This is a genomic window from Streptomyces sp. DSM 118878 (genome assembly GCF_052936595.1).
In genome coordinates this window covers 5,193,345-5,216,747 of the sequence record NZ_CP193622.1, presented here as the reverse complement: position 1 = coordinate 5,216,747, position 23,403 = coordinate 5,193,345, and the positions used below count along the sequence as shown (strand labels likewise).

16 protein-coding genes and 1 tRNA gene are annotated in these 23,403 nt (G+C 72.2%); 10 read left to right on the top strand and 7 right to left on the bottom strand.

Going from position 1 to position 23,403, the window contains the following annotated elements:
- Positions 1–103: 103 nt before the first annotated feature.
- Entirely contained in the window at positions 104–2,683 is a 2,580-nt protein-coding gene (locus tag ACRAKF_RS23310) for an ABC transporter permease (RefSeq protein ID WP_447039291.1), read from the bottom strand.
- Entirely contained in the window at positions 2,680–3,468 is a 789-nt protein-coding gene (locus ACRAKF_RS23305; protein WP_447039290.1) for an ABC transporter ATP-binding protein, read from the bottom strand. The genes ACRAKF_RS23310 and ACRAKF_RS23305 overlap by 4 nt, the downstream gene beginning before the upstream one ends.
- A gap of 429 nt (positions 3,469–3,897) precedes the next feature.
- On the opposite strand from ACRAKF_RS23305, the gene ACRAKF_RS23300 reads away from it, so the two are divergent.
- A complete protein-coding gene (locus ACRAKF_RS23300; protein WP_447042128.1) occupies positions 3,898–5,415 on the top strand; it encodes an MDR family MFS transporter in 1,518 nt (505 codons plus the stop codon).
- Between the two features lie 42 nt (positions 5,416–5,457).
- On the opposite strand, the gene ACRAKF_RS23295 is transcribed toward ACRAKF_RS23300, so the two are convergent.
- From ACRAKF_RS23295 to ACRAKF_RS23285, 3 genes are all read right to left on the bottom strand, one after another.
- Entirely contained in the window at positions 5,458–6,354 is an 897-nt protein-coding gene (locus ACRAKF_RS23295) for a cellulose-binding protein (protein WP_447039289.1), read from the bottom strand.
- Between the two features lie 294 nt (positions 6,355–6,648).
- Positions 6,649–9,141: an SUKH-4 family immunity protein gene (locus ACRAKF_RS23290; protein ID WP_447042126.1), complete on the bottom strand. Its 2,493-nt coding sequence runs from the start codon at positions 9,139–9,141 to the stop codon at positions 6,649–6,651.
- Positions 9,142–9,946: 805 nt separating this feature from the next.
- Positions 9,947–10,933, bottom strand: a complete 987-nt coding sequence (locus ACRAKF_RS23285) for an SMI1/KNR4 family protein (protein ID WP_447039287.1) — start codon at positions 10,931–10,933, stop codon at positions 9,947–9,949.
- 443 nt (positions 10,934–11,376) lie between these two features.
- Between ACRAKF_RS23285 and ACRAKF_RS23280 the strand changes: the two genes are divergently transcribed.
- Both ACRAKF_RS23280 and ACRAKF_RS23275 read left to right on the top strand, forming a co-directional pair.
- Positions 11,377–12,060 (top strand): YwqJ-related putative deaminase, encoded by a 684-nt coding sequence (locus ACRAKF_RS23280; protein ID WP_447039286.1) that lies wholly within the window; start codon positions 11,377–11,379, stop codon positions 12,058–12,060.
- 107 nt (positions 12,061–12,167) lie between these two features.
- Positions 12,168–12,692, top strand: a complete 525-nt coding sequence (locus ACRAKF_RS23275; RefSeq protein WP_447039284.1) for an SUKH-3 domain-containing protein — start codon at positions 12,168–12,170, stop codon at positions 12,690–12,692.
- A 20-nt stretch (positions 12,693–12,712) separates the two neighbouring features.
- Here the strand turns inward: ACRAKF_RS23275 and ACRAKF_RS23270 are convergent, their stop codons facing one another.
- On the bottom strand, positions 12,713–14,053 hold the full coding sequence (locus tag ACRAKF_RS23270) for a sensor histidine kinase (RefSeq protein ID WP_447039283.1): 1,341 nt from the start codon (positions 14,051–14,053) through the stop codon (positions 12,713–12,715).
- 307 nt (positions 14,054–14,360) lie between these two features.
- Here ACRAKF_RS23270 and ACRAKF_RS23265 point away from each other — a divergent pair.
- From ACRAKF_RS23265 to pth, 5 genes are all read left to right on the top strand, one after another.
- Positions 14,361–14,432 (top strand) — tRNA-Gln (locus ACRAKF_RS23265).
- A 130-nt stretch (positions 14,433–14,562) separates the two neighbouring features.
- The gene (gene glmU / locus ACRAKF_RS23260) at positions 14,563–16,011 is read left to right on the top strand and encodes a bifunctional UDP-N-acetylglucosamine diphosphorylase/glucosamine-1-phosphate N-acetyltransferase GlmU (RefSeq protein WP_447039281.1); all 1,449 of its coding nucleotides are present in this window, start codon (positions 14,563–14,565) and stop codon (positions 16,009–16,011) included.
- 115 nt (positions 16,012–16,126) lie between these two features.
- Positions 16,127–17,101 (top strand): ribose-phosphate diphosphokinase, encoded by a 975-nt coding sequence (locus tag ACRAKF_RS23255; protein WP_062781571.1) that lies wholly within the window; start codon positions 16,127–16,129, stop codon positions 17,099–17,101.
- Positions 17,102–17,290: 189 nt separating this feature from the next.
- Positions 17,291–17,878 (top strand): 50S ribosomal protein L25/general stress protein Ctc, encoded by a 588-nt coding sequence (locus ACRAKF_RS23250; RefSeq protein WP_447039280.1) that lies wholly within the window; start codon positions 17,291–17,293, stop codon positions 17,876–17,878.
- 73 nt (positions 17,879–17,951) lie between these two features.
- Positions 17,952–18,554, top strand: a complete 603-nt coding sequence (gene pth, locus ACRAKF_RS23245; RefSeq protein ID WP_447039279.1) for an aminoacyl-tRNA hydrolase — start codon at positions 17,952–17,954, stop codon at positions 18,552–18,554.
- An 87-nt stretch (positions 18,555–18,641) separates the two neighbouring features.
- Here the strand turns inward: pth and ppc are convergent, their stop codons facing one another.
- Positions 18,642–21,386, bottom strand: a complete 2,745-nt coding sequence (gene ppc / locus ACRAKF_RS23240; protein ID WP_447039278.1) for a phosphoenolpyruvate carboxylase — start codon at positions 21,384–21,386, stop codon at positions 18,642–18,644.
- A 306-nt stretch (positions 21,387–21,692) separates the two neighbouring features.
- On the opposite strand from ppc, the gene ACRAKF_RS23235 reads away from it, so the two are divergent.
- Positions 21,693–22,718, top strand: a complete 1,026-nt coding sequence (locus tag ACRAKF_RS23235; RefSeq protein WP_447039277.1) for an acyl-CoA desaturase — start codon at positions 21,693–21,695, stop codon at positions 22,716–22,718.
- Complete coding sequence (locus ACRAKF_RS23230; RefSeq protein ID WP_447039276.1) at positions 22,715–23,401, top strand: TetR/AcrR family transcriptional regulator; 687 nt, start codon at positions 22,715–22,717, stop codon at positions 23,399–23,401. Before ACRAKF_RS23235 ends, ACRAKF_RS23230 begins: the two co-directional genes overlap by 4 nt.
- Positions 23,402–23,403: the final 2 nt, after the last annotated feature.

Below are 23,403 nucleotides of genomic sequence, written 5' to 3'. Positions count from 1 at the left end.
TTGACGCGGAGGCTCCCGGCGACAGCCCCGCGACACAAGCCGGCCCCGGCGGGCGCTGTGCGCTTCCGCCGGGGCCGGCTTCCCCGTTCCCCCGTCGCAGTGGCTATTCGGTGGCGATGGCGTTCAGTACGTTCATCCGGCCCGCCCGGAAGGCGGGGACGAGGGCGGCGAACAGGCCCACGAACGCCGACCCGACGAAGACCGCGATGATCGTCGGCCACGGGATCTCCAGGACCTTCAGGCCCTCCAGGGCGAGGAGCTTGTGGGCCGTGGCCCCCCAGCCCATGCCCAGGCCCAGGCCGAGCAGCGCGCCGAAGAGGGCGATGACCACGGACTCCATGCGGATCATGCGGCGGAGCTGGCGGCGCGAGAGGCCGATCGCCCGCATCAGGCCGATCTCCCTGGTGCGCTCGACCACCGAGAGGGCCAGGGTGTTCACCACACCCAGGATCGCGACGATGATCGCGAGGCCGAGCAGGCCGTAGACCATGTTGAGGAGCTGGCCGACCTGGTCCTTCAGGGTCTCCTTGAAGTCGGTCTGGTCCATGACCTCGTACTGCGGGTACGTCGCCATGGCGTCCTTCAGGGACTGGTAGGCGGCCTCCTCCTGGCCCTTGGCCGCCGTGGCGAACATGATCTCGTTCTGCGAGATCCGGTCCGCGGGGACGTAGTCCTCCAGCGTCGAGATGCTCAGGTACATCGCCCCGTTGTCGAGGGCGCCGTCGTCCTTGGTGACGGCGGCGATCCGCAGTTCGGCGGTCCTGCCGTGCTCGAAGGCGACCTTCAGCTCGTCGCCGACCTTCAGGCCGTGCTTCTTCGCGAACTTGTCGCCGACCGACATGGCGTTCTTCCCGTACGCGGCCGACAGCTCACCGGCGACCGTCTCGCGGCGCAGGTCCTTGGGGTACGTCGGGTCGGCGGCGCTCAGGCCGACGCCGTCCACGGTCTTGCCGTCGGGCGTCGTCATGTCGGCCTCGATGTCCTTGAGGCGGGTGATGTGGCCGATGTGCTCGGCCTTCTCCAGCGACTGGGCGGCCTTGGCGGTGATCGGGGCGCCCTTGTCGGACTGGACGATGAAGTCGGCGCCCACCGACTTGTCGAGCTCGTCCGTGGCCGAGGCGACCATCGAGGAGCCGACCACGGAGAGGCAGGCGACCAGCGCGAGGCCGATCATCAGGGCCGCGCCGGTCGCTCCGGTGCGGCGCGGGTTGCGCAGGGCGTTGCGCTCGGCCATCCGCCCGACGGGGCCGAAGGCCCGCAGCAGGACCGCGCTGAGGACGCGCACCACGCCGGAGGCGAGGACCGGGCCGATGACGATGAAGCCGATGAGGGTGAGGACGACGCCGCCGCCCAGGAAGAGCGAGCCCTGAGAGGCCTTGTCGGCCTGCGAGGCCGTGTAGAGGGCGAAGGCGCCCGCCCCGGTCAGGGCCAGGCCGATGGCGGCGCGCACCGCGCTCGCCCGGCCGTCGGCCGGGGTCCCCGCGTCGCGCAGCGCGGCCATCGGGGAGACCTTGCCGGCCCGGCGTGCCGGGAGGTACGCGGCCAGGACGGTGACGACGATGCCGAGCACCATGCCGATGACGGGGGTCGTCCACTTGACGGTGAGGTCGCCGGTGGACAGTTCCATGCCCATGCCGGACATCAGCTTCATCAGGCCGACGGCGAGGCCGACGCCCGCGCCGACTCCGAGGACGGAGCCGACCACGCCGAGCATGGTCGCCTCGACGAGCACCGAGCGGTTGACCTGCTTGCGGCTCGATCCGATGGCCCGCATCAGGCCGATCTCGCGGGTGCGCTGGGCGACCAGCATCGAGAAGGTGTTGATGATCAGGAAGATGCCGACGAGGAAGGCGATCCCGGCGAAGCCGAGCATCGCGTACTTCATGATGTCCAGGAAACTGCCGACGGACTTGCGGTTGTCGTCGGCGCTCTCCTTCTGCGTCTTGATGTCGAACGCGGCCTTGTCCAGGGACGTCGCGACGTTCGCCTTCAGCGCGGTGTCGCTGATGCCCGCGTCGGCGGTGACGTTGACGTGCGTGAACCGGCCGGTGACGCCGAGGAGTTCGCGCTGCGCGGTCGCGGTGTCCAAGTAGACGATCGCGGCGCCGGGGTTGGTCACCTTGAACGTGGCGATGCCGGAGATCTTCGCGGTGTGGTCACCGGTGGCGGCGATGGTGCGCAGCTCGTCACCGAGCTTGAGGCCGTGCTTGTCGGCGGTGTCCGCGTCGACCATCACGTCGGTGGGTCCGCGGGGCGGGTGACCGGAGGTGATGTCCATCGAACGCAGGTCGTTGCGCGTCCAGTTGCCCGCGAGCGTCGGGCCGCCGCCGGTGGGGCCGACGTCCTCGTTCTTCGCGTCGACGACCGTCACGCTCTGGCTGCTGACCACGCCTTCGGCGGCCTTGGCGCCCTCGGCCTTCTCCGCCTCACGGACGACGGAGGCGGGCATCGACTCGGGCTTGCCGCTGCGCGGGGCCTCGCCCGCGTCCTCGGCGGACTTGGGGCTGACCGTGACGTCGGCGGAGGTCGCCGCGAACAGCTTGTCGAAGGTGGTGCTCATGGTGTCGGAGAAGACGAGCGTGCCGCTGACGAACGCCACCGAGAGGATCACGGCCACGGCGGAGAGCGCCATGCGCCCCTTGTGGGCGAAGAAGTTGCGCATCGAGGTCTTGAGGACGGTCATGACGTGCGCCCCCGCGCGTCGAAGGACTTCATGCGGTCCAGGACCTGGTCGGCCGTGGGGTGGTGCATCTCGTCGACGATCCGGCCGTCGGCGAGGTACAGCACGCGGTCCGCGTACGAGGCGGCGACCGGGTCGTGCGTGACCATCACGATGGTCTGGCCGAGCTCGGTCACCGACCTGCGCAGGAAGCCGAGGACTTCGGCGCCCGCGCGGGAGTCGAGGTTTCCGGTCGGCTCGTCGCCGAAGATGATCTCGGGCCGTGAGGCGAGCGCCCGCGCCACGGCCACGCGCTGCTGCTGGCCGCCGGAGAGTTCGGTCGGGCGGTGCTTGAGGCGCTCGGCGAGGCCGACGGTCTCCACGACCTGGTCGAGCCAGCCGCGGTCCGGCTTGCGGCCCGCGATGTCCATCGGGAGCGTGATGTTCTCGATGGCGTTGAGCGTCGGGAGCAGGTTGAACGCCTGGAATATGAAGCCGATCCGGTCCCTGCGGAGCCGTGTGAGCTTCTTGTCCTTCAGGCCGGTGATCTCGGTCTCGTCGAGGTAGATCTGCCCTTCGCTGACCGTGTCCAGACCGGCGAGGCAGTGCATCAGGGTGGACTTGCCGGAGCCGGAGGGGCCCATGATCGCGGTGAACCGGCCGCGGTCGATGTCGACGTCGATGTGGTCGAGCGCGACGACCCGGGTCTCCCCGGAGCCGTACGCCTTCACGACTTGGCGCGCCCGTGCCGCCACGGCCGTACGCCCTCCAGTGCCACCGTGCCTGGGTGTGGTCACAGCCGTTGTCACGGTAAGTCTCCTATGTCGGTCATACGGTGCGTCGGGCGGTTCCGCCGCGTGCTCACGTCTGGTGTCGTGCTCAAGTCTGGTGTGACGACCGCCCCCGGCGCCCTGGTGCTCAGCGCAGTCTTTTCGGGGGGAAAACCCCACCCTCCAGGTGGGGTTCGACACCCCTTCCGGTGGTGCGGTGCGTCGTAAGAACAATCTAAGGACCGACCGCGGGGCCGCTCATCCTCCGGCGGTACGAACCATCCCCGGTCCGCAGTACGGAGGATCCCCTAGGGGAATTCCACCCGCCGGCGGAGATCGTCTCAGGGTTGGCTCCCCCTGCCCTCCTCCCTCCGGGGGTGAGAAAGTGGCCCGCAGCAACTGGTGCCCAGGGAAGGGATATTGGTGGACGGGCGGGGCGGGAAGGGCGGGCAGGACGGGCAGGGCGCGATACGGGGCCGGGGCCGCGGCCGGGGCGCGGTCGTCGCCGCGCTGATGCTGTCCATGGCGCTCACCGCCGTCGACTCCACCATCGTCTCGACCGCGGTCCCGCAGATCGTCGGCTCACTCGGCGGCTTCCCGATCTTCTCCTGGCTCTTCTCCGGCTATCTGCTCGCGGCCACGGTCACCCTGCCCCTCTACGGCAAGCTCTCCGACACCTTCGGCCGCAAGCCCGTCCTCATCGCCGGCTGCGTCCTCTTCCTGCTCGGCTCCGCGCTCTGCGCCCTCGCCTGGGACATGGAGTCACTCATCGCCTTCCGCGTCGTCCAGGGCCTGGGCGGCGGCGCCATCCAGGGCACCGTGCAGACGCTCGCCGCCGACCTCTACCCGCTGAAGGAACGCCCCAGGATCCAGGCCAGGTTGTCGACCGTGTGGGCCACGTCGTCCGTCGCCGGGCCCGCGCTGGGCGGCCTGATCACCTCGTACACGGACTGGCGCTGGATCTTCCTCATCAACCTGCCGATCGGGGCGCTCGCCCTCTGGCTCATCGTGCGCCACCTGCACGAACCCGACCGTGCGGCGGTGCCGCCCGGGCGCGTCGACTGGCCCGGGGCGCTCGCCGTCTTCGCCTGCGGCGGCGTGCTCCTGACCGCGCTGGTGCAGGGCGGGGTCGCCTGGGCCTGGCTCTCCGCGCCCTCCCTCGCGCTGTTCGCCGCCGGCCTCGCCCTGGTGGCCGTCGTCGTGCTCGTCGAGCGCCGGGCCCAGCAGCCGATCATCCCCGGCTGGGTCTGGCGGCGGCCCACCATCGCCGCGGTCAACCTCGCCCTCGGCGCGCTCGGCCTCCTGATGGTCGCCCCCACGGTCTTCCTGCCGACCTACGCCCAGTCCGTACTCGGCCTCGCACCCGTCGCCGCCGGGTTCGTGCTCTCCGTGATGACCCTGAGCTGGCCGGTCTCCGCCGCGCTCAGCCAGCACGTCTACCGCAGGATCGGCTTCCGGAACACCGCCGTCGTCGGCATCTGCGCGGCGGGCCTGATCCTGCTGGCCTTCCCCCTGCTGCCCTACCCCGGCGACGCCTGGCAGCCGGCCCTGATCATGCTGCTCCTCGGCGCGGCCCTCGGCCTCTTCCAACTGCCGCTGATCGTGGGCGTCCAGTCCACCGTCGGCTGGGCCGAGCGCGGCACGGCCACCGCCTCCATCCTCTTCTGCCGCCAGATCGGCCAGACCCTGGGCGCCGCCCTCTTCGGCGCGGTGGCCAACGGCGTCCTGAGCGCACGGCTCGGCGGCTCGGGCTCGCTCGACGCGGTGGCCCGCGTCCTGGACGACCCGGGTTCGGTCGCCGACCCCGAGCGTCTGCGCCGGGCGGTGGACGCGGCGGTCGACGCCGTCTACATCGGCGCCGCCTGCGCGGCGGCCCTCGCCCTGCTGGCCCTGCTGTTCATGGCCCCGCGCCGCTTTCCCGTCCTGCGGGAGGGGCGGCAGGACCCACAGCCGGACGAGCGGCCCTCACGGCAGGAGAGGGACTGAGAGCCTGTGTCGCGCGCCCGGGTCCCCGGCCGCCCCGGCCCGTCACGAATCCACCGGAGTCCGCCCGGTCAGCGAGGCGAGGCTGCTCTTCACGTGGTCCATGTGGGCCCGCATCTCGTCCCACTCCTCGCCGTGCTCCCGCAGCACCCGCTCCGTCTCCCGGGCGATCCGCTCCTCCCGGAGCCCCGCCTCCGCGACGATCTCCGCGGCGCGGGCCGACGCGTCCTCCTGGCCGTGCCGCGCGGCCTCCTCCGCCTCGGCGAAGGCCCGCTTCGCCGCGGAGAGGCCGGCCTCGGCCGCGGCGAGCCGCTCGGCGTCCGCGGCCTCCGACGAGGCCAACCGCTCCGCGATCTCCCCCTCCAGGACCTCCAGCCGCTCCTCCTGCTCCTTCTCCTGCCCGGCGAGCAGCGCCTCGCACCGCTGCCGTACCTCCCGCAGCGCGGCCAGCGCCTCGCCGCGCACGTCCTTCGCCTCGCGCCGGGCGGAGGTCCTGGCCTCCTCCTCCGTCGCCCGGTCGGCGAGCTGCCGCCGCCTGACCCACTCGTCGGTCTCCGCACCGACGGAGTCGGCGTACTCACGAGCGGCCCCCCGCACCTCGCGGCCCCAGGCCTCGGCCGCCTCGACCACGGCCTGCGCGTCCGCCCGCCCCGATGCGAGGACCGCCTCGGCCTCCGCCTCGGCGAGCGCGAGCAGATGCTGGGCCCGCGCGCCCAGCTCCTCGTACGTCTGAGGGGCGAGCCGCGAGACCGCCTCCCGCAACTGCTCGGCCTGCTCCTGCATGTCCCTGGCGAGAACGGTCAGCCGTGCGGCACGCTCCCACGCCTCGTCCCGCTCCCGGAAAAGTCCGTCGGCGTACGCCTCGACCTGCGCGGGACGGTAGCCGCGCCCGCCGCGCACGCTGGTGAACCCGTGCGACGACGGCGCACCGCTGCTGCTCATCCTGGACCCCTCTCCGACGTACCGCGCACGTAGAGCACGATTGGCGCACATCCTGATGGATCAAGCCGAAGTGCCCATAACGCGACACTCCACCCACGCCACCAGCCCAAGGATGCGTCAATCCACACCCGAATCCCACATCACGAGCGAGGTACGCGGAGGGAGCCGCCGCCCAGCGCGTCGACGACGTCGCCCACCTCTCTGCGTCATGACCGCATGATCGGGGGCGCCCGACCCGCCACGCAGGTCGAACGCCCCGATCTCACCCGTCCGGGCCAGGCCCCGGCTCCCTCGCTACAGCAATCCGTCCCACATCTGTTCGAGCATGACCGACCACCAGCTCTCCGGCGAGCCGAGCGCCGCCGGGTCGAGAGCGGCGAGCTGGTTCTGGAAGTCGACGGTCCAGCGGCCCGCCTGCTCCTGGTTGAGGCCGAAGCGCAGCCGCCACATGCGGCCGAGCAGGGCCAGGCAGCGCGCGAACTCGGGCAGGCCCGTGTTCACGAACTGCGGCGGCACCGGAGCGCCGCCGGGGCCGGCCTCCACCGGCACGGCCACGATGTTCGCCGTGCCGTACTGGACGCACAGCGCCCGGCCGAAGTCGCTGCCCATCACCAGGTACGAGCCCGCGTCGGACGCCGGCTGCACGCCGCGCTCCTGCGCCAGCTCCGCCAGCGTCGGCACCGGGCGCCCCGGCTGGGCCTGCGCCCAGAAGAACGGCCCGAAGTCGACGGGCAGCCCCGCCACCACCAGGGTGTGCGCCACGATGTCCGGCACGCCCTGGCGCGACACCGCCCGCTGGTCGAAGCGGAAGATGCCGGGCCCGAAGGCCGCGGCCAGCTCCTGCGCGATGCCCTCCGGCGGGATCGGCGGGACCGGCGGTAGCTGCTGCAACGGGGCGCGCACCGGCGCCGGGCGGGCCGGACCGTCCGCGACCTGGTGCAGCTCGCCCTGGTGCGCGAGCAGCTGGTGCATGCCCTGCTGCCGGGACGCGTGGTCCCTGCCGTACGGGGCGATGGACGTGATCCGCGCCTGCGGCCAGGTCTCGCGGATCATCCGGGCGCAGTAGGCACCCGGCAGGTCGCAGGACTCCAGCTCGGTGTGGAGCTCCAGCACCTGCTGCGGGGGCACGTTCATGCCGCGCAGCTCGTGCAGGATCTGCCACTCCGGGTGCGGGGTGCCGGGCGCCGAGCGGCGGATGAGCTGCTGCTCGGAACCGTCGGCCGCGCGGTAGCGCAGCACGGCCTGGTAGCCGGGGCCGACGGTGGGCTGCCCGGTGGGCGGCTGCGGATAGCCGTACGGCTGACCGGGCGGGCCCTGCGGCATCGGCTGTCCCGGGGCGGCCGGGGGCGGCATGCCGGGGCCGCCGACCGCGGGCCCCGCCAGCATCGTCGCGGCGTGGTGCACACCGTCACCGGGGGGCGGCGTGCCCGGAGCGCCGGGGGCGCCGGGAGGCTGGGGCGCGCCCGGCGGCTTGATCCCGCCGCCGAGGCTCGGGTCGGCCAGCATCGTCGCGGCATGGTGCACACCACCGGGAGGCGTACCCGGAGCACCGGGCGCACCGGGCGCACCGGGCGGACCGGGCGGCTTCGGCGCGCCGGGAGCACCCGGCGGCTTGATCCCGCCACTGAGGCTCGGGTCGGCCAGCATCGTCGCGGCATGGTGCACACCACCGGGAGGCGTACCCGGAGCACCGGGCGGCCCCGGAGGCTGCGGAGGTTGCGGGGCACCGGGAGCCGCGGGCGGCTCCGGCCCGTCGGGGCCGAGCGAGGAGACGAGCTGCGTCGGGACGTAGCCCCCGGCGGGCGTACCGGGAGCGCCGGGCCCGGACGCCTGCGGCGCACCACCGGGCACGCCCGGCGGACTGGGCGGCGGCGGCACCGCACTCCCACTCCCCCGCGCCCCACGCGGCGGCCCCTGAGCCTTGCTGGTGGCAGCATCGGCGATATCCCCGGAGCCGGGCCCTGCGGGCGGCTGCGGGGCGTTCGGCGCCGGGGCACCGGGGCCCTGCGGATAGCCATACGGGGCAGCACCGGGCACGCCAGGGGGCGGCGTCGCCGAACCCGCGGGCGGCTGCGGGGCATTCGGCGCCGGAGTACCAGGCCCCTGCGGGTAGCCGTACGGAGGAGCACCGGGCACGCCAGGGGGCGGAGTCGCGGAACCGGCCGGCGGCTGCGGGGCGTTGGACCCCGGAGCGCCGGGGCCCTGCGGGAACCCGTACGCATCCGACGCACCCGGCGGCGGAGTAGCCGAGCCGGCGGGCGGCTGGGGAGCGTTCGGCGCCGGGGCGCCAGGGCCTTGCGGGTAGCCGTACGGGGGAGCACCGGGCACGCCCGGCGCCGGAGTCGCCGAACCGGCCGGCGGCTGCGGGGCGTTGGACCCCGGAGCGCCGGGGCCCTGCGGGAACCCGTACGCATCCGGTGCACCCGGCGGCGGAGTAGCCGAGCCGGCGGGCGGCTGCGGGGCATTCGGCACCGGAGTACCAGGCCCCTGCGGGTAGCCATACGGGGCAGCACCGGGCACGCCCGGCGGCGGCGTCGCCGAACCCGCGGGCGGCTGCGGGGCATTCGGCACCGGAGTACCAGGCCCCTGCGGGTAGCCATACGGGGCAGCACCGGGCACGCCCGGCGGCGGCGTCGCCGAACCCGCGGGCGGCTGCGGGGCGCCAGGGCCCTGCGGGAACCCGTACGCGGCGGGGGTCGGCGCGTCCGGCTGCGGGGGGCCCGGAGTGTTCGGTCCGTCCAGGGCCGGGGCGATCGCCGTCGCCGGCAGCCGGCTGCCCCCGTGCATCAGGGCCGTCTTGGCGTCCGGCGCGGCCCCCGGCGGGGTGTCACCCTGGTCAAGCCCTGCCAGCGGCGGCGAGAACACCGTGGCCGGCAGCGGCACCGAGTGGTCCTCGCCCGCGTCGGCGTTGGTGTCCGTACCGGCCCACGGGGTGGCCCCCAGAGGCACGCCCGCCGATGTCGCGGGCAGGCTGTCGTCGCGTCCGGGCTCGTCGTCGCCGCCGGAACCGCCGGCCGCGGGCCACGGCGTACCGCCACCGGGCGCACCGGAAGCGGCGGGAGCCGCCGGAGCCGGGGGTGACTCAGCGCCCGGCGGGGCCACGGAAGCCTCCGGTGCCGGAGCGCCGGCCTCAGCCGAAGCCGCCGCAGCCGCCCCCGAAGCCGAGCCCGAAGCGGAGCCAGACGCCGCGTCCGACCTTCGGTCGGGGATGCCCAGCTTGTCCGCCGCCTCCTGGAGCCACTCCGGCGGGCTCAACAGGAACGACGTCTGGTTCAGGTCGACCCGTTCCGGCGGCGGCGGAGCCGCGTCCTGCGGGGCCGTGGCCGCCAGGCCGTACTCCTCCTCGTACCGGCGGATCACCTCGCCCACGGCGAGCCCCGGCCACAGCGTGGCCTCACCGCTGTCCCGGGCGATGACGAGCCGCTGGGCACCGCCGTCGGAGACGGGACCGCTCTCCCGGTCCTCGGCCCAGACGACGAACCCCAGGTCGAACTCCCGGACCCGCACCTCACGGTGCTGGTAGCCCGGCACGTCACCGTTGATCCATTCCTCGGCGCGCTCCTGCGCCTGCGCGAAGGTCACCATTGCCACGTCACTCCCCAGCCGAGGACACGGGGACGGCGCGCGCGAAGCCGCCGTCCACCATCAGGTTCGCCACGGTCTCCAGTTCCGGCGGATTGCCCGCGAGCCGCGACAGGAAGGCGTCGAAGTCGTCGCCGCACGGCAGCAGCAGCCGCCGCACCCGCTCGGCGGGCGGCCACGCGTCCTGGTCCCGCACGTCGTCGTACGCGCAGAACCACACCGAACCGGCCCGGTCGCCCCTGACCTTCACGGCCAGCAGCCCGCCCTGCACGAAACCGACCCCGAGATAGTCCTTGGTGAGGTGGTCGCGCAGACACTTGTTGACGTACACCAGGTCATTGACCGCGGCCTCGTCCCGCACCGTGAAGAACGGCTGGTCGACCAGGAGCCCCAGCTCGGCGTCGAGCGCCGCGCCCACCGGCGCGCACCCGCCCGCCGCCTTCAGGAAGGAACGGTAGGCGCCCGGCAGGCGGTACCCGAGGTCCTCCTCGACGCCCTGCACCTGCTGCTCGGTCACCGCGACCGCGGCCTTCGGCAGCCCGAAGTGAGCGGGCCGCGTCTCCTGCAACGGCCGCGTCCCCCGCTTCTCGTGGTCCACGGCCGTCGTCGCGAGGCCGCCGTGGTGCCGCAGCAACGCCTTCACCTCGACCGGCACGAGTTCGAGCCTGCGGCCGCCCGGCGCGTGATGCCACGTCCAGCCGTGCGGGGTCGCCACCGCGGGGATCGTGTCCCACAGCTCGTGGCCGTCCGCCGCCAGCGCCGCGTTCGCCGACACGTAGTCCGTCAGGCGCAGCTCGTCGACGCCGAACCCCTCCGGGGGCTCGGCGATCTCGGCCGCGGCACGCGCGTAGGCGGAGAAGTCCGGATAGCCGTGTTCGTCCACCCGTACCCCTCTGGGATGGCGGGCGGCGCGGACCGGGTCCGGGAAGTGCACGACCTGCCCGGCGTACGCCGCGTTCGGCGGCGCGGACTGCTGCCCCAGCCGACCTGTCGTCATGGCGATTGCCCCCTGCGGCACTGTGGAAGATTCTGGTTCCGGTGTCTGGATCTGCCTCGATCCGCGGGATTCGGTCCGCGGACTTTCGGTTTCCGCGGGTTCCGGTACTGCGGATGTCGACACAGCCTATGCGTTGGGACGACACCGGTCACCGGGCCTCCGGTTCCATGACCAGCAGCCACCGGACGGTCACCGTGCGACGAATCCCGCGACAAGCCAGGCGTGTCGCAGAGCCCCAGCTTCCGCACCACCCGCCCCATTTGGCAGTCTGTCCCAGCAACGCGGGGGCGTGGCACCCGCGGTGACGGCCGCGGAGCAGGGGGAGGGGACACAGCACGATGCAGATGGCAGCAAGCGGCACGAGCGCCCACAGGCGGTCCACGACGGCGCCCGGCACGGCGCCCACGGCAGCGCCCAGCACGGGCCCGACGGCAGGACTCACCGTGGCCACCACAGCCGGATCGACCACCGCCGGATCGACCACCGCCGGATCCACCACCGCCGGACCCACCACCGCCGGATCGGCCGCGGCAGGGACCTTCGCAGCCGGATCGGCCGCAGGAGGGAACACCGCGGTCGGATCGGCCGCCGCCGGGCACACCGCGGCGGGATCGTCCCTCGCGGGCGACCCCGCGCAGGCCGGGCCCTTCGGCGACCCGCGCGTCGGCTGGAGCAGCACCGCCGCCCACGCGCCCGTTCTGCGCCAACGCCGTGACGGCATCCTGCCCACCGTCGCCGCCGCCCTCTCCGTACGCGGCCAGACCACCCTGACCTGCACCCCGAGCCGCGGCGAGGAACCCCCCGCGCTCCACCCGCTCGTCCAGGACTTCCTCGACGCCCTCACCAGCGGCCAGCGCGAACGCTTCACCGGCCGCTGCGCCGAGGCGATCCTCGTCTCCCGGCACATCGCCGCCGCCGACGCGAGCCGCTCCAAGCGCGCCGCGCGCAAGCCCATGACCAACGGCGAAGCCCGCAAAGCGCTCAAACACGCCAAACTGACCACCCGTCGCATCCGCGAGGACGGCGACCCGCTGCACGGCTCCTTCGCCCCGCCGTGCCGCTCCTGCACCGCCCTGACGGCGCACTTCGGCGTACGCGTCGTGGACCCGTCGGCCACCGAATCCTGACCGCCACCGCACCGCACCACCGCACCGCACCGCACCACCGGACCGCGACCGGACCGACGCCCCACCGTCCGGCCGCCCGTCCACCCGACCGAACAAGGGCCAACCCGATGCACGCCGACCACCCCGCCACCGCCACGGGCCGCACCGCTCCCGTCGGCGGAACGCCGCTGCCCGTCCCCGTCGACGCCGCCCTGCGCGCCGCCGGCTGGCGGCCCGGACGCTGGGACATCAAGCAGGCCGAGATCTGGGCCGACACCCTGCGCCGCCACACCTCGCCCGCCGGGCACCGGCACGCCGTCTTCCCCGCGGCCGTCGAGGCGTGGGCCGAGTACGGCGGGCTCCACATCACTCCTCAGGGGAGTGGCCGGGAGATAGCGCCCGCGACCATCCACCTCGATCCCATGTACGGACTCCACCTCGCCCGCACCCTCGGCGACCTCGGCCGCGCCCTCGCCACCGAGGTCAGCCCCATCGGCGAGGAGACCGAGACCCAGGCGCTCCTCGCCATCGACGCCCACGGCCGCGTCTACAGCCTCGACCACAGCGGCGACTGGTTCCTCGGCGCCCACATCGAGCACGCCCTGACGACGCTCTTCACCGGCGCCCGCCCGACCCGCCTGACGGTGGGCTGACCCCCGTACGAACGGACCGGCTAACCCACCGCGGGGACCGCCACCGGCAGCACCGCCGAGACACGGAAACCGCCGCCGTCCGTCGGACCCGACACGAACACGCCGCCGAGGCCCGTGACGCGCTCCTTCATGCCCACCAGGCCATTGCCACCGCTCGGCAGCCGCGCGTCCGCCGTGGAACCCGCCTCCGGCGGCGGTTCGTTCTCCACCTGCATCGCGATCTCCGCCCCCCGGTGCGCCAGCCGCACATACGTCTTCGCGCCCGCCGCGTGCTTGTGGACGTTGGTCAACGCCTCCTGCACCACCCGGTACGCCGTCTGCTCCACCTCGGCGGCGTAGTCCCGCGGATCGCCCTCCACGGACACCTCCACGGCCATCCCCGCCGCACGCGACTGCCCCACCAGCTCGTCGAGCTCCGCGAGGCTCGGACCCTCCTCGTCGACCGCGCGCGATGCGGCCACCGCCGCCGCGTGCCCCACCGCCGCCAACGGCACCGGCTCCACCGGCCTCGCGCCGCCCGCGCTCTTCGCGCCGTCGTCGCCCGCCCGCAGCACGCCCAGCATCTCCCGCAGCTCCGTCAGCGCCTGCCGGCCCATGTCACCCACCAGCGCCGCGTTCTTCACGGCCTTCTCCGGGTCCTTCCGCGCCACCGCCTGCAAGGCCGCCGCGTGCACCACCATCAGACTCACCCGGTGCGCGACCACGTCGTGCATCTCACGGGCGATCCGCGTCCGCTCCTCGTTGCGCGCCCACTCCGCGCGCTCCTCGGCGCGCTCGGCCAGCAACTGGAGCTCACGCTCCAGGTCGTCCGCACGCTCGCGCAGCGACTCCATCAGCCGCCGCCGCGCCCCCACGTACAGACCGAGGAGCACCGGCGGCGCCGTCACCCCGATCGACCCCGCCACCGCGAAGAACGGCAGGAACTCGCTCCCGATCGGCGGATGCGCGCCCTCGCCGCCGAGATCCTGGCTGGCCCGCACCAGCGCCACGATGAGCGTGCCCGCCATCGACATGCCCGCGAGGGCGCCCGTGATACGGCGTGGCAGCTCCGAGGCGGCCAGCGTGTACAGGCCCACGATCGTCAGGACCATGCCCATCTGGGCGGGCGTGATCGCGATCGATATCAGCACCACGGCGACCGGCCAGCGCCGCCGGATCAGCAGCGCCGAGCCCGCGAGCACCCCGAAGCCGACCCCTACCGGCGGGGGCAGCCCCGCGTCCGACGCGAACGCCACCCCCTCGAATCCGCACTCCGTCGCGGACGCCACCGCGAGCCCCACATCCAGCGCGGCACCGCGCCACCGCTCCCACCACCACGGCCCGGTCATGGCCGTGGTGCGGTCGTCCCCCGTCGTGGTCATGCCTTCCAGCGTACGGGCGTTCCGCCCCGGTTTTCCGGCGAGTTTCCGGCCCAGTGATCCAGCACACGCGCCGTTCGACCGAAAGCGAAACGTGCCGATATCCCTCGAACTGTTGATCCCAGCCCCATTCCGGCCCCATTCCAGCCCCATCCGGCCCCATCCAGCCCCATCGCAGCCCGGAGGCGCGGGCCCCGGGACCACGTCCGCCAAAGCGCTGATCTGTACCGTCGCGTCGAAGGCGCTTGGTACGGCATAGTGTTGGGTGCCATTCGGCGGGCGGACTGAATGTCCGCTTTAGTCGGCATATTCCCCTGTGGTGTAATTGGCAGCACTGTGGCTTTTGGTGCCATCTGTCCGGGTTCGAGTCCTGGCAGGGGAGCAGCACCGTCCGGGTCCCGGCCTCCAAGGCCGGGACCCGTCTCCGTTTCCACGTCCCTACGCCCCGGTATCCTGCGGATGTCCTCCCCCCAGAGGAACCCCAACCCATCCGAAGCCGAAGGGCATCCCCCGTGAGCGCAACTTGCCCGGCCGCCGTCGTCGTCCTCGCAGCGGGTGAGGGCACCCGTATGAAGTCGGACCTCCCCAAGGTCCTGCACGAGATCTGTGGCCGCTCCCTCATCGGCCACGTCCTGGAAGCCGCCTACGCGCTCTCCCCCGAACAGCTCGTCACCGTCGTCGGCTTCCAGAGCGAGCAGGTCCGCGCGCACCTCTCCGCCGTCGCCCCGCAGGTCCGCACCGCCTACCAATCGGAGCAGAACGGCACCGGACACGCCGTCCGCATCGGCCTGGAGGAGATCGGCGGCTCCGTCGACGGCACGGTCGTCGTGGTCTGCGGCGACACGCCCCTGCTCACCGGCGCGACGCTGCGCGAGCTGGCCGAGACGCACAGCGCCGACGGCAACGCCGTGACGGTGCTCACGGCCGAGGTGCCGGACGCCACGGGCTACGGCCGCATCGTGCGCGACGGCGTCAACGGCTCGGTCACCGCGATCGTCGAGCACAAGGACGCCTCCGAGTCGCAGCGCGCGATCCGTGAGATCAACTCCGGGGTGTTCGCCTTCGACGGCCGGCTCCTCGCGGACGCCCTCGGCAAGGTGCGCACGGACAACAGCCAGGGCGAGGAGTACCTGACGGACGTCCTCGGCATCCTGCGTGAGGCGGGCCACCGGGTGGGCGCGGCCGTGGCCGGGGACCACGAGGAGATCGCCGGCATCAACAACCGCGTGCAACTGGCGCAGGCCCGCAGGACCTTGAACGACCGGCTCCTGACGGAGGCCATGCTGGCCGGTGTCACGGTGGTCGACCCCGCTTCCACGTGGGTGGACGCGACGGTCACCTTCGAGCGTGACGCGGTCGTGCACCCCGGCACGCAGCTCCAGGGCGCGACGAGCCTGGGCAAGGGCGCCGAGGTCGGGCCGAACACGCGGCTGGCGGACACCAAGGTCGGCGCGGGGGCCCGGGTCGAGAACAGCGTGGCGAACGGCGCCGAGGTGGGCGAGCAGGCGATCGTCGGCCCGTTCGCGTATCTGCGGCCCGGCACGCGGCTCGGCGTGAAGTCGAAGGCGGGCACGTTCGTCGAGATGAAGAACGCGGCGATCGGTGACGGCTCGAAGGTGCCGCACCTGTCGTACGTGGGGGACGCGACGATCGGTGAGCAGTCCAACATCGGCGCGGCGAGCGTCTTCGTGAACTACGACGGCCAGGCGAAGCACCACACGACGGTGGGTTCGCACGTCCGTACCGGTTCGGACAACATGTTTGTGGCTCCTGTCACGGTCGGGGACGGTGCCTACACCGCTGCCGGGTCCGTGATCACCAAGGACGTGCCGGCCGGTTCGCTGGCCGTGGCGCGGGGCCAGCAGCGGAATATCGAGGGCTGGGTGGCCCGCAAGCGTCCCGGGAGCGCGGCCGCGAAGGCGGCCGAGGCGGCGTCCCGGGAGACGGACGGCACAAGCTGACCGGAAACAGGTGCGTCTGACACGGCGTACCGTGATAGGGCACATATTCGGCCGACTCGACGCACCGGGACGCGTGGGTACGGCAGCGGGAAGAACTCTCTGAGGAGACAGTGCTGTGACCGGGATCAAGACGACCGGCGAGAAGAAGTTGATGCTCTTCTCCGGCCGCGCCCACCCCGAGTTGGCCGAGGAGGTCGCACACAAGCTGGGTGTCGGCATCGTGCCGACGAAGGCCTTCGATTTCGCCAATGGTGAGATCTACGTCCGCTACCAGGAGTCGGCGCGCGGCGCCGACTGCTTCCTGATCCAGAGCCACACCGCTCCGATCAACAAGTGGATCATGGAGCAGCTCATCATGATCGACGCGCTGAAGCGCGCGTCGGCCCGCTCCATCACCGTGATCGTGCCGTTCTACGGTTACGCGCGGCAGGACAAGAAGCACCGCGGCCGTGAACCGATCTCGGCGCGTCTGATCGCGGACATGATGAAGACGGCGGGCGCGGACCGCATCCTCACGGTCGATCTGCACACGGACCAGATCCAGGGCTTCTTCGACGGCCCGGTGGACCACCTCTTCGCGCTGCCGATCCTGGCGGACTACGTGGGTGCGAAGGTCGACCGTTCGAAGCTGACGGTCGTGTCTCCGGACGCGGGCCGTGTCCGGGTCGCCGACCGCTGGTGCGACCGCCTCGGCGCTCCGCTGGCGATCGTGCACAAGCGCCGCGACAAGGACGTCGCCAACCAGGTCACCGTGCACGAGGTGGTCGGTGAGGTGAAGGGCCGCGTCTGCGTCCTGGTGGACGACATGATCGACACGGGTGGCACGATCTGCGCCGCCGCCGACGCGCTGTTCGCGCACGGCGCGGAGGACGTGATAGTGACGGCCACGCACGGCGTGCTCTCCGGTCCGGCCGCGGACCGCCTGAAGAACTCCAAGGTGAGCGAGTTCGTGTTCACGGACACGCTGCCGACCCCGGGCGAGCTGGAGCTGGACAAGATCACCGTCCTCTCGATCGCTCCGACCATCGCCAACGCGGTGCGCGAGGTCTTCGAGGACGGCTCGGTGACGAGCCTCTTCGAGGAGCAGTAGGAGCCCGGAGCCCCGGCTCCGTGAAGATCCTTTTGGGTGTGGCCTCCCGGCCGAGTAGACTTGGCGAGTTGCTCGGCGAGGGAGGCCGCACCTTTTTGGTGTGGCGGTCCGTTATCGACGCGCTCTTCGTAGCAGGCCAGTCGTATGGCCGGGTAACCCCATCCGACACCTGTTGTACGAGGAGTGCACATGCCTGAGGTCAAGATCTCCGCGGAGACCCGCACCGAGTTCGGCAAGGGCGCCGCCCGCCGCATCCGCCGCGAGGACAAGGTTCCCGGCGTTCTCTACGGCCACGGCGCCGACCCGGTCCACCTGGCGCTGCCGGGCCACGACCTGCTGATGGCGCTGCGTACGCCGAACGTCCTGATCTCCCTGGACGTCGATGGCAAGACCCAGCTCGCGATCCCGAAGGCCGTGCAGCGCGACGTCATGCGCCAGGGCATCCTGAAGCACGTCGACCTGCTCCTCGTCCGCAGCGGCGAGAAGGTCACGGTCGAGATCCCGGTCCACACCGAGGGCGAGCTGGCCCCGGGCTCCAACCTGCTGGAGCACGTCCTGAACACGCTTCCGGTCGAGGCCGAGGCCACGCACATCCCGACCGAGGTCACGGTCTCCGTCGCGGGCCTGGACGCCGGTGCGTCCATCCTCGCCAAGGACATCCCGCTGCCCGCCGGCTCCACGCTGGCGATCGACGAGGACGCCGTGGTCATCCAGGTCCTGGCGGCGCAGGCCGAGGAGGCCCCGGCCGACGGCGCCGAGGGCGACTCCGAGGCCTGAGTCTCGCGACGTACATCCGGCACGGCGGCCGCCGCTCCCTCGGGGGGCGGCGGCTGCCGCGTATGAAGGAGACATGCAGGTGACGACCGATGCCAGTGCGCCGTGGCTGATCGCGTGCCTGGGCAACCCCGGGCCCGACTACGCGATGAACCGGCACAACGTGGGTTTCATGGTGGCGGATCTGCTCGCGCGGCGCATGGGCGGCACGTTCAAGCGGGCCGCGAAGGCGCAGGCCCAGGTGGTGGAGGGCCGGTTCGGCCCGCCGGGTCCCGGGAGCCGGCGCGTCGTCCTGGTGAAGCCGATGTCGTACATGAACGTCTCCGGGGGTCCGGTGACGGCTCTGCGGGACTTCTACAAGGTCCCGACCGAGCGCATCGTGGCGGTCCATGACGAGCTGGACATCGACTACGGCACACTGCGCCTGAAGCTGGGCGGTGGCGACAACGGGCACAACGGTCTGAAGTCGATGACCAAGGCCATGGGCCCGGACTACCACCGGGTGCGGTTCGGCATCGGGCGGCCGCCGGGCCGTATGCAGGTGGCGGATTTCGTCCTGAAGGACTTCTCGTCCGCGGAGCGCAAGGAGCTCGACTACTTCGTGGACCGGGCGGCCGACGCGGTGGAGGCGCTGGTCGCGGAGGGCCTGGAGCGGGCGCAGAGCACGTACAACTCCTGAGAGCCGGTGTCATCACCCCGGTCGGCCGACGGCAAGGGCCCCGCATCACGGAAGCGATGCGGGGCCCTTGTCGCGCCGGTCGAGGCGTCAGCCGGTGTTGCGCAGCCCCGCCGCGACTCCGTTGACGGTCAGCAGCAGGGCCCGTCCCAGCAGGGGGTCGGGCTCGGCGCCGGCCTCCGCCGCGTCCCGCTGCCGCTTGAGCAGCGCGACCTGGAGGTACGAGATCGGGTCGAGGTACGCGTCGCGGATGGCGAACGTCTGCTGGAGCACCGGGTTGGAGCCGAGCAGCTCGGTCCCGCCCGTGACGCGGAGGATCTCCCGCACGGTCAGTTCGTGCTCGGCCTCGATGGCGGCGAAGACGTGCTTGAGCTCCTCGGGCACGAGGGTGTCCACGTAGTGGCGGGCGATCCGCAGGTCCGTCTTGGCCAGCGTCATCTCGACGTTGGAGACGAAGTTGCGGAAGAAGTGCCAGTGCTCGCGCATCTCGTCGAGCACGGTGTCGAGCCCGGCCTCGCGCAGTGCCTTGAGGCCCGAGCCGACACCGAACCAGCCGGGGACGATCTGCCGTGACTGGGTCCAGCCGAAGACCCACGGGATGGCGCGGAGGCCGTCGAGCGAGACGCCCGAGCCGGGGCGGCGGGAGGGCCGGGAGCCGAGGTGCATGTCGGCGAGCTGGTCCACCGGCGTCGACGCGAGGAAGTACGCGGGCAGGTGCGGGTCCTCGACGAGCTTGCGGTAGGCGGTGTGGGCCGCGTCGCTCATCACGTCCATGGCCGCGTCCCAGCGGGCGAGGGCCTCGTCGGACTGGCGCGGGGAGGTGTGCAGGGCGGAGGCCTGGAGCGTCGCCGCGACGGTCAGTTCGAGGTTCTCGCGGGCGAGGGACGGCACGAGGTACTTGTCGGAGATGACCTCGCCCTGCTCGGTCACCTTGATCTCGCCCTCCAGGGTGCCCCAGGGCTGCGCGAGGATCGCGTCGTGGGAGGGGCCGCCGCCGCGGCCGACCGTTCCGCCGCGGCCGTGGAACAGCCTGAGGCGGACCCCGTAGCGGTGCGCGACGTCCCTGAGCCTGCGCTGGGCGCGGTGGATCTCCCACTGGGAGGTGGTGATGCCGCCGAACTTGGAGGAGTCGGAGTAGCCGAGCATGACCTCCTGGACGTCGCCGCGCAGGGCGACGAGGCGGCGGTAGGAGGGGTCGGCGAGCATCTCGTCGAGGATGACGTCGGCGGCGCGCAGCTCGTCGGTGGTCTCCAGGAGCGGCACGATGCCGATCTTCGCCCAGCCGGCGTGCAGGTCGACCAGGCCCGCCTCGCGGGCGAGGACGGCGGCGGCGAAGACGTCGTCGGCGCCCTGGCACATGGAGATGATGTACGACTCGACGACCTCGGGGCCGAAGACCTCAAGGGCCTTCTTGACGGTGAGGAAGACGCCGAGGGTCTTCTCCCCCGCGGCGTCGAGCGGCGCCGGCTGCGGGCCGAGCGGGCGCCGGGACCGCAGCTCCTTGGCGAGCAGCTTCTGGCGGTAGTCGCGGGGCATGTCCGCGTAGCGCCAGGACTCCTCGCCGAGGCGGTCGAAGAGCTGGCCGAGGGCGTGGTGGTGGGCGTCGGCGTGCTCGCGTACGTCCATGGTGGCGAGCTGGAGGCCGAAGGCGTCCAGGGTGCGGATGGTGCGGTTCATCCGGCCCTCGGCGAAGAGGCCGCCCTTGTGCTCGCGCAGCGAGGTCTGGATGAGCTTGAGGTCCTGGAGCAGCTCGGCGGTGCCGAGGTAGTCGCGGCCCGGCTCGTGCGCGGTGCTGTTGGCGAGGCGCTGCTTGGTGTTCTCCAGCTTCTGCCGGATGCAGGTCGCCTTGAGGCGGTAGGGCTCCTCGGCGTTCAGCCGCTTGTAGCGCGGGCTGATCTCGGGCAGCCGCTCCAGGTCGTGCCGGAGGGAGGCCGTCAGCTCGTCGGTGGCTCCGGTGTACCGGATGGAGTTGGAGAGGAAGCCGCGGAGTTCGTCGACGAGGGCGAGGGCGTCGTTGATGCCGTGCTCGTGCTGGAGGATCAGGACGTCCCAGGTGACGGCGGGCGTCACGTTGGGGTTGCCGTCGCGGTCGCCGCCGATCCAGGTGCCGAAGCTGAGGGGACGGGTGCCTTCGGGCAGCTCGACGCCGACGCGCTCCAGCTCGGACGTGAGGTCTTCCAGTACGTCCCCGACGGCGCCGGCGTGCAGCTCGTCGAGGTAGTAGATGGCGTTGCGGGCCTCGTCGGCGGGCTCGGGGCGCACGACACGCAGTTCGTCGGTCTGCCAGACGAGGTCGATGTTCTCGGCCAGTCGGGTGTCGTGGCGGCGCCGGTCGGACTCGATGACCGGGGTCTCCAGGAGCTCGGCGACGCGGCGGAGCTTGTTGAGCACGGAGCGGCGGGCGGCCTCGGTGGGGTGCGCGGTGAAGACGGGCCGCACGTTGAGGTGCTGCACGGTCTGGCGCAGGTGCTCGGGGTCGGCGTCCTTGAGGCGGTCCGCGGTGCGGGCGAGGAGCCCGCCCTCGGCGGCGCGCCGGGCGCGCAGCTCGCGGCCGCGGTGGACCTGCTCGGTGACGTTCGCCAGATGGAAGTAGGTGGAGAAGGCGCGGACCAGCTTGGCGGCGGTCTCCAGTTCGGTGCCCCCGAGGAGCCTGGCGGCGGCCTCGCCGTCCTCACGGGTCAGGCTGCGCACCTTCTCGACCAGTTCGAGGAGCTCGGGGCCCTCCTGGCGTACGAGGGTCTCGCCGAGCAGGTCGCCGAGGCGGCGGATGTCGGCGCGCAGCTCGGTGCTGGCTGTACTGGTGGCCTTGCGGCCCTGGTCGTCGGCACTGCTCACAGGTGCGGCTCCTTGCAGTGTTGAAGCACGTCTGGGAGGGGTCCCGGGAGCGGGCCCCCGGGGATAAACAGAGCGGACCGCGCTGTCCGACCGTTCCTAAGGATAGGTGTCACTCCAGGGCACGGGCTCGCGGCCTCTTGCCGTGGGGCTCCGCACTGCCATACTTACGTCGCCGTAGGTTACGGACCCGTAGGTAACGTATGGATCGCAACGGGAGTGTGTCGGTCGACAGCTCCCGGGGAACCCACGGAACCGTGCCCGAGCACTCACTCCCACCTGAACCTCGACCCCACAGGGGACGTGCCCATGACGACGACTTCCAATGCGCTCTCCGACACCGATGTGATCGACGACGCTTCCGGCGCGGGGGCGGATGCCACCGCGCCGCCCGCGACGCTGGGCGGTGAGCGCAAACGCTCCCTCGAACAGGTCGCGCTGCTGCTGTTCATCATCGTCCCGTTCCTGGCCCTGCTCGCGACGGTGCCGCTGGCCTGGGGCTGGGGCGTGAGCTGGCTGGACCTCGGCCTGCTGGTGTTCATGTACTACCTGGGGTGCCACGGCATCACCATCGGGTTCCACCGCTACTTCACGCACGGTTCGTTCAAGGCGAAGCGGCCGCTGCGGATCGCGCTCGCGGTCGCCGGGTCGATGGCCGTGGAGGGCCCGCTGGTGCGCTGGGTGGCCGACCACCGCAAGCACCACAAGTTCTCCGACGCCGAGGGTGATCCGCACTCGCCGTGGCGCTTCGGCGAGACGGTGCCCGCGCTGATGAAGGGCCTGTGGTGGGCCCACATCGGATGGATGTTCGATGAGGAGCGGACGTCGCAGGAGAAGTACGCGCCGGACCTGATCAAGGACCCGGCGATCCGTCGCGTCTCCCGCCAGTTCCTGCTCTGGACGATCGTGTCGCTGGGCATTCCGCCGCTGGTGGGCGGCCTGGTGACGATGTCCTGGTGGGGCGCGTTCACGGCCTTCTTCTGGGGCTCGCTGGTCCGCGTGGCGCTGCTGCACCACGTCACCTGGTCGATCAACTCCATCTGCCACGCGGTCGGCAAGCGCCCCTTCAAGTCCCGTGACCGTTCGGGCAACGTGTGGTGGCTCGCGGTCCTGTCCTGCGGCGAGTCCTGGCACAACCTGCACCACGCGGACCCGACGTCGGCGCGGCACGGTGTGATGCGGGGGCAGGTCGACTCCTCGGCGCGGATCATCCGCTGGTGCGAGCAGCTCGGCTGGGCGTACGACGTGCGGTGGCCGTCTCAGTCGCGCATCGAGTCCCGCCGGACACCGGCGGCCGAGTCCCGCCGCGAGGCGCACTCCGCCGACGCGGCATGATGGGCGACGTGGCGACCGACTCCAGCAACACAAGCCCTGCCGGCAAAGAGAAGCAGCCCCGGCGTGCCCGGCGGACGCGGATGACGGGCGCCGAGCGCCGGGAGCAGTTGCTGGACATCGGCCGCACACTCTTCGCCGCGAAGGGTTTCGAGGGCACGTCGGTGGAGGAGATCGCCGCGAAGGCCGGGGTCTCCAAGCCGGTGGTGTACGAGCACTTCGGCGGCAAGGAGGGCCTCTACGCGGTGGTGGTCGACCGGGAGATGCGACAGCTCCTGGACATGGTGACGAGCGCGCTGACGGCCGGGCACCCCCGGGAGCTCCTCGAACAGGCGGCCTTCGCCCTTCTCGACTACATCGAGAAGTACACGGACGGCTTCCGCATCCTGGTCAGGGACTCCCCCGTGGCCCAGTCGACGGGCACCTTCGCCTCCCTGATCTCCGACATCGCCACGCAGGTCGAGGACATCCTCGGCCAGGAGTTCAAGGGCCGCGGCTTCGACCAGAAACTGGCCCCGCTGTACGCGCAGGCCCTGGTCGGCATGGTCGCCCTCACGGGCCAGTGGTGGCTGGACGTCCGCAAACCGAAGAAGGCGGAGGTCGCGGCGCACCTGGTCAACCTGGCCTGGCACGGCCTGGACGGCCTGGAGCCGAAGCCGCGGCTGATAGGCCACAGAAAGAGCTGACT

Coding starts and splice junctions, on each gene's coding strand:
- ACRAKF_RS23310 (WP_447039291.1), bottom strand. CDS start 2,683: ATGACCGTCCTCAAGACCTCGATGCGCAACTTCTTCGCCCACAAGGGG.
- ACRAKF_RS23295 (WP_447039289.1), bottom strand. CDS start 6,354: ATGAGCAGCAGCGGTGCGCCGTCGTCGCACGGGTTCACCAGCGTGCGC.
- ACRAKF_RS23290 (WP_447042126.1), bottom strand. CDS start 9,141: ATGCACGGGGGCAGCCGGCTGCCGGCGACGGCGATCGCCCCGGCCCTG.
- ACRAKF_RS23285 (WP_447039287.1), bottom strand. CDS start 10,933: ATGACGACAGGTCGGCTGGGGCAGCAGTCCGCGCCGCCGAACGCGGCG.
- ACRAKF_RS23275 (WP_447039284.1), top strand. CDS start 12,168: ATGCACGCCGACCACCCCGCCACCGCCACGGGCCGCACCGCTCCCGTC.
- ACRAKF_RS23270 (WP_447039283.1), bottom strand. CDS start 14,053: ATGACCACGACGGGGGACGACCGCACCACGGCCATGACCGGGCCGTGG.
- ACRAKF_RS23250 (WP_447039280.1), top strand. CDS start 17,291: ATGCCTGAGGTCAAGATCTCCGCGGAGACCCGCACCGAGTTCGGCAAG.
- pth (WP_447039279.1), top strand. CDS start 17,952: ATGCAGGTGACGACCGATGCCAGTGCGCCGTGGCTGATCGCGTGCCTG.
- ACRAKF_RS23235 (WP_447039277.1), top strand. CDS start 21,693: ATGACGACGACTTCCAATGCGCTCTCCGACACCGATGTGATCGACGAC.
- ACRAKF_RS23230 (WP_447039276.1), top strand. CDS start 22,715: ATGATGGGCGACGTGGCGACCGACTCCAGCAACACAAGCCCTGCCGGC.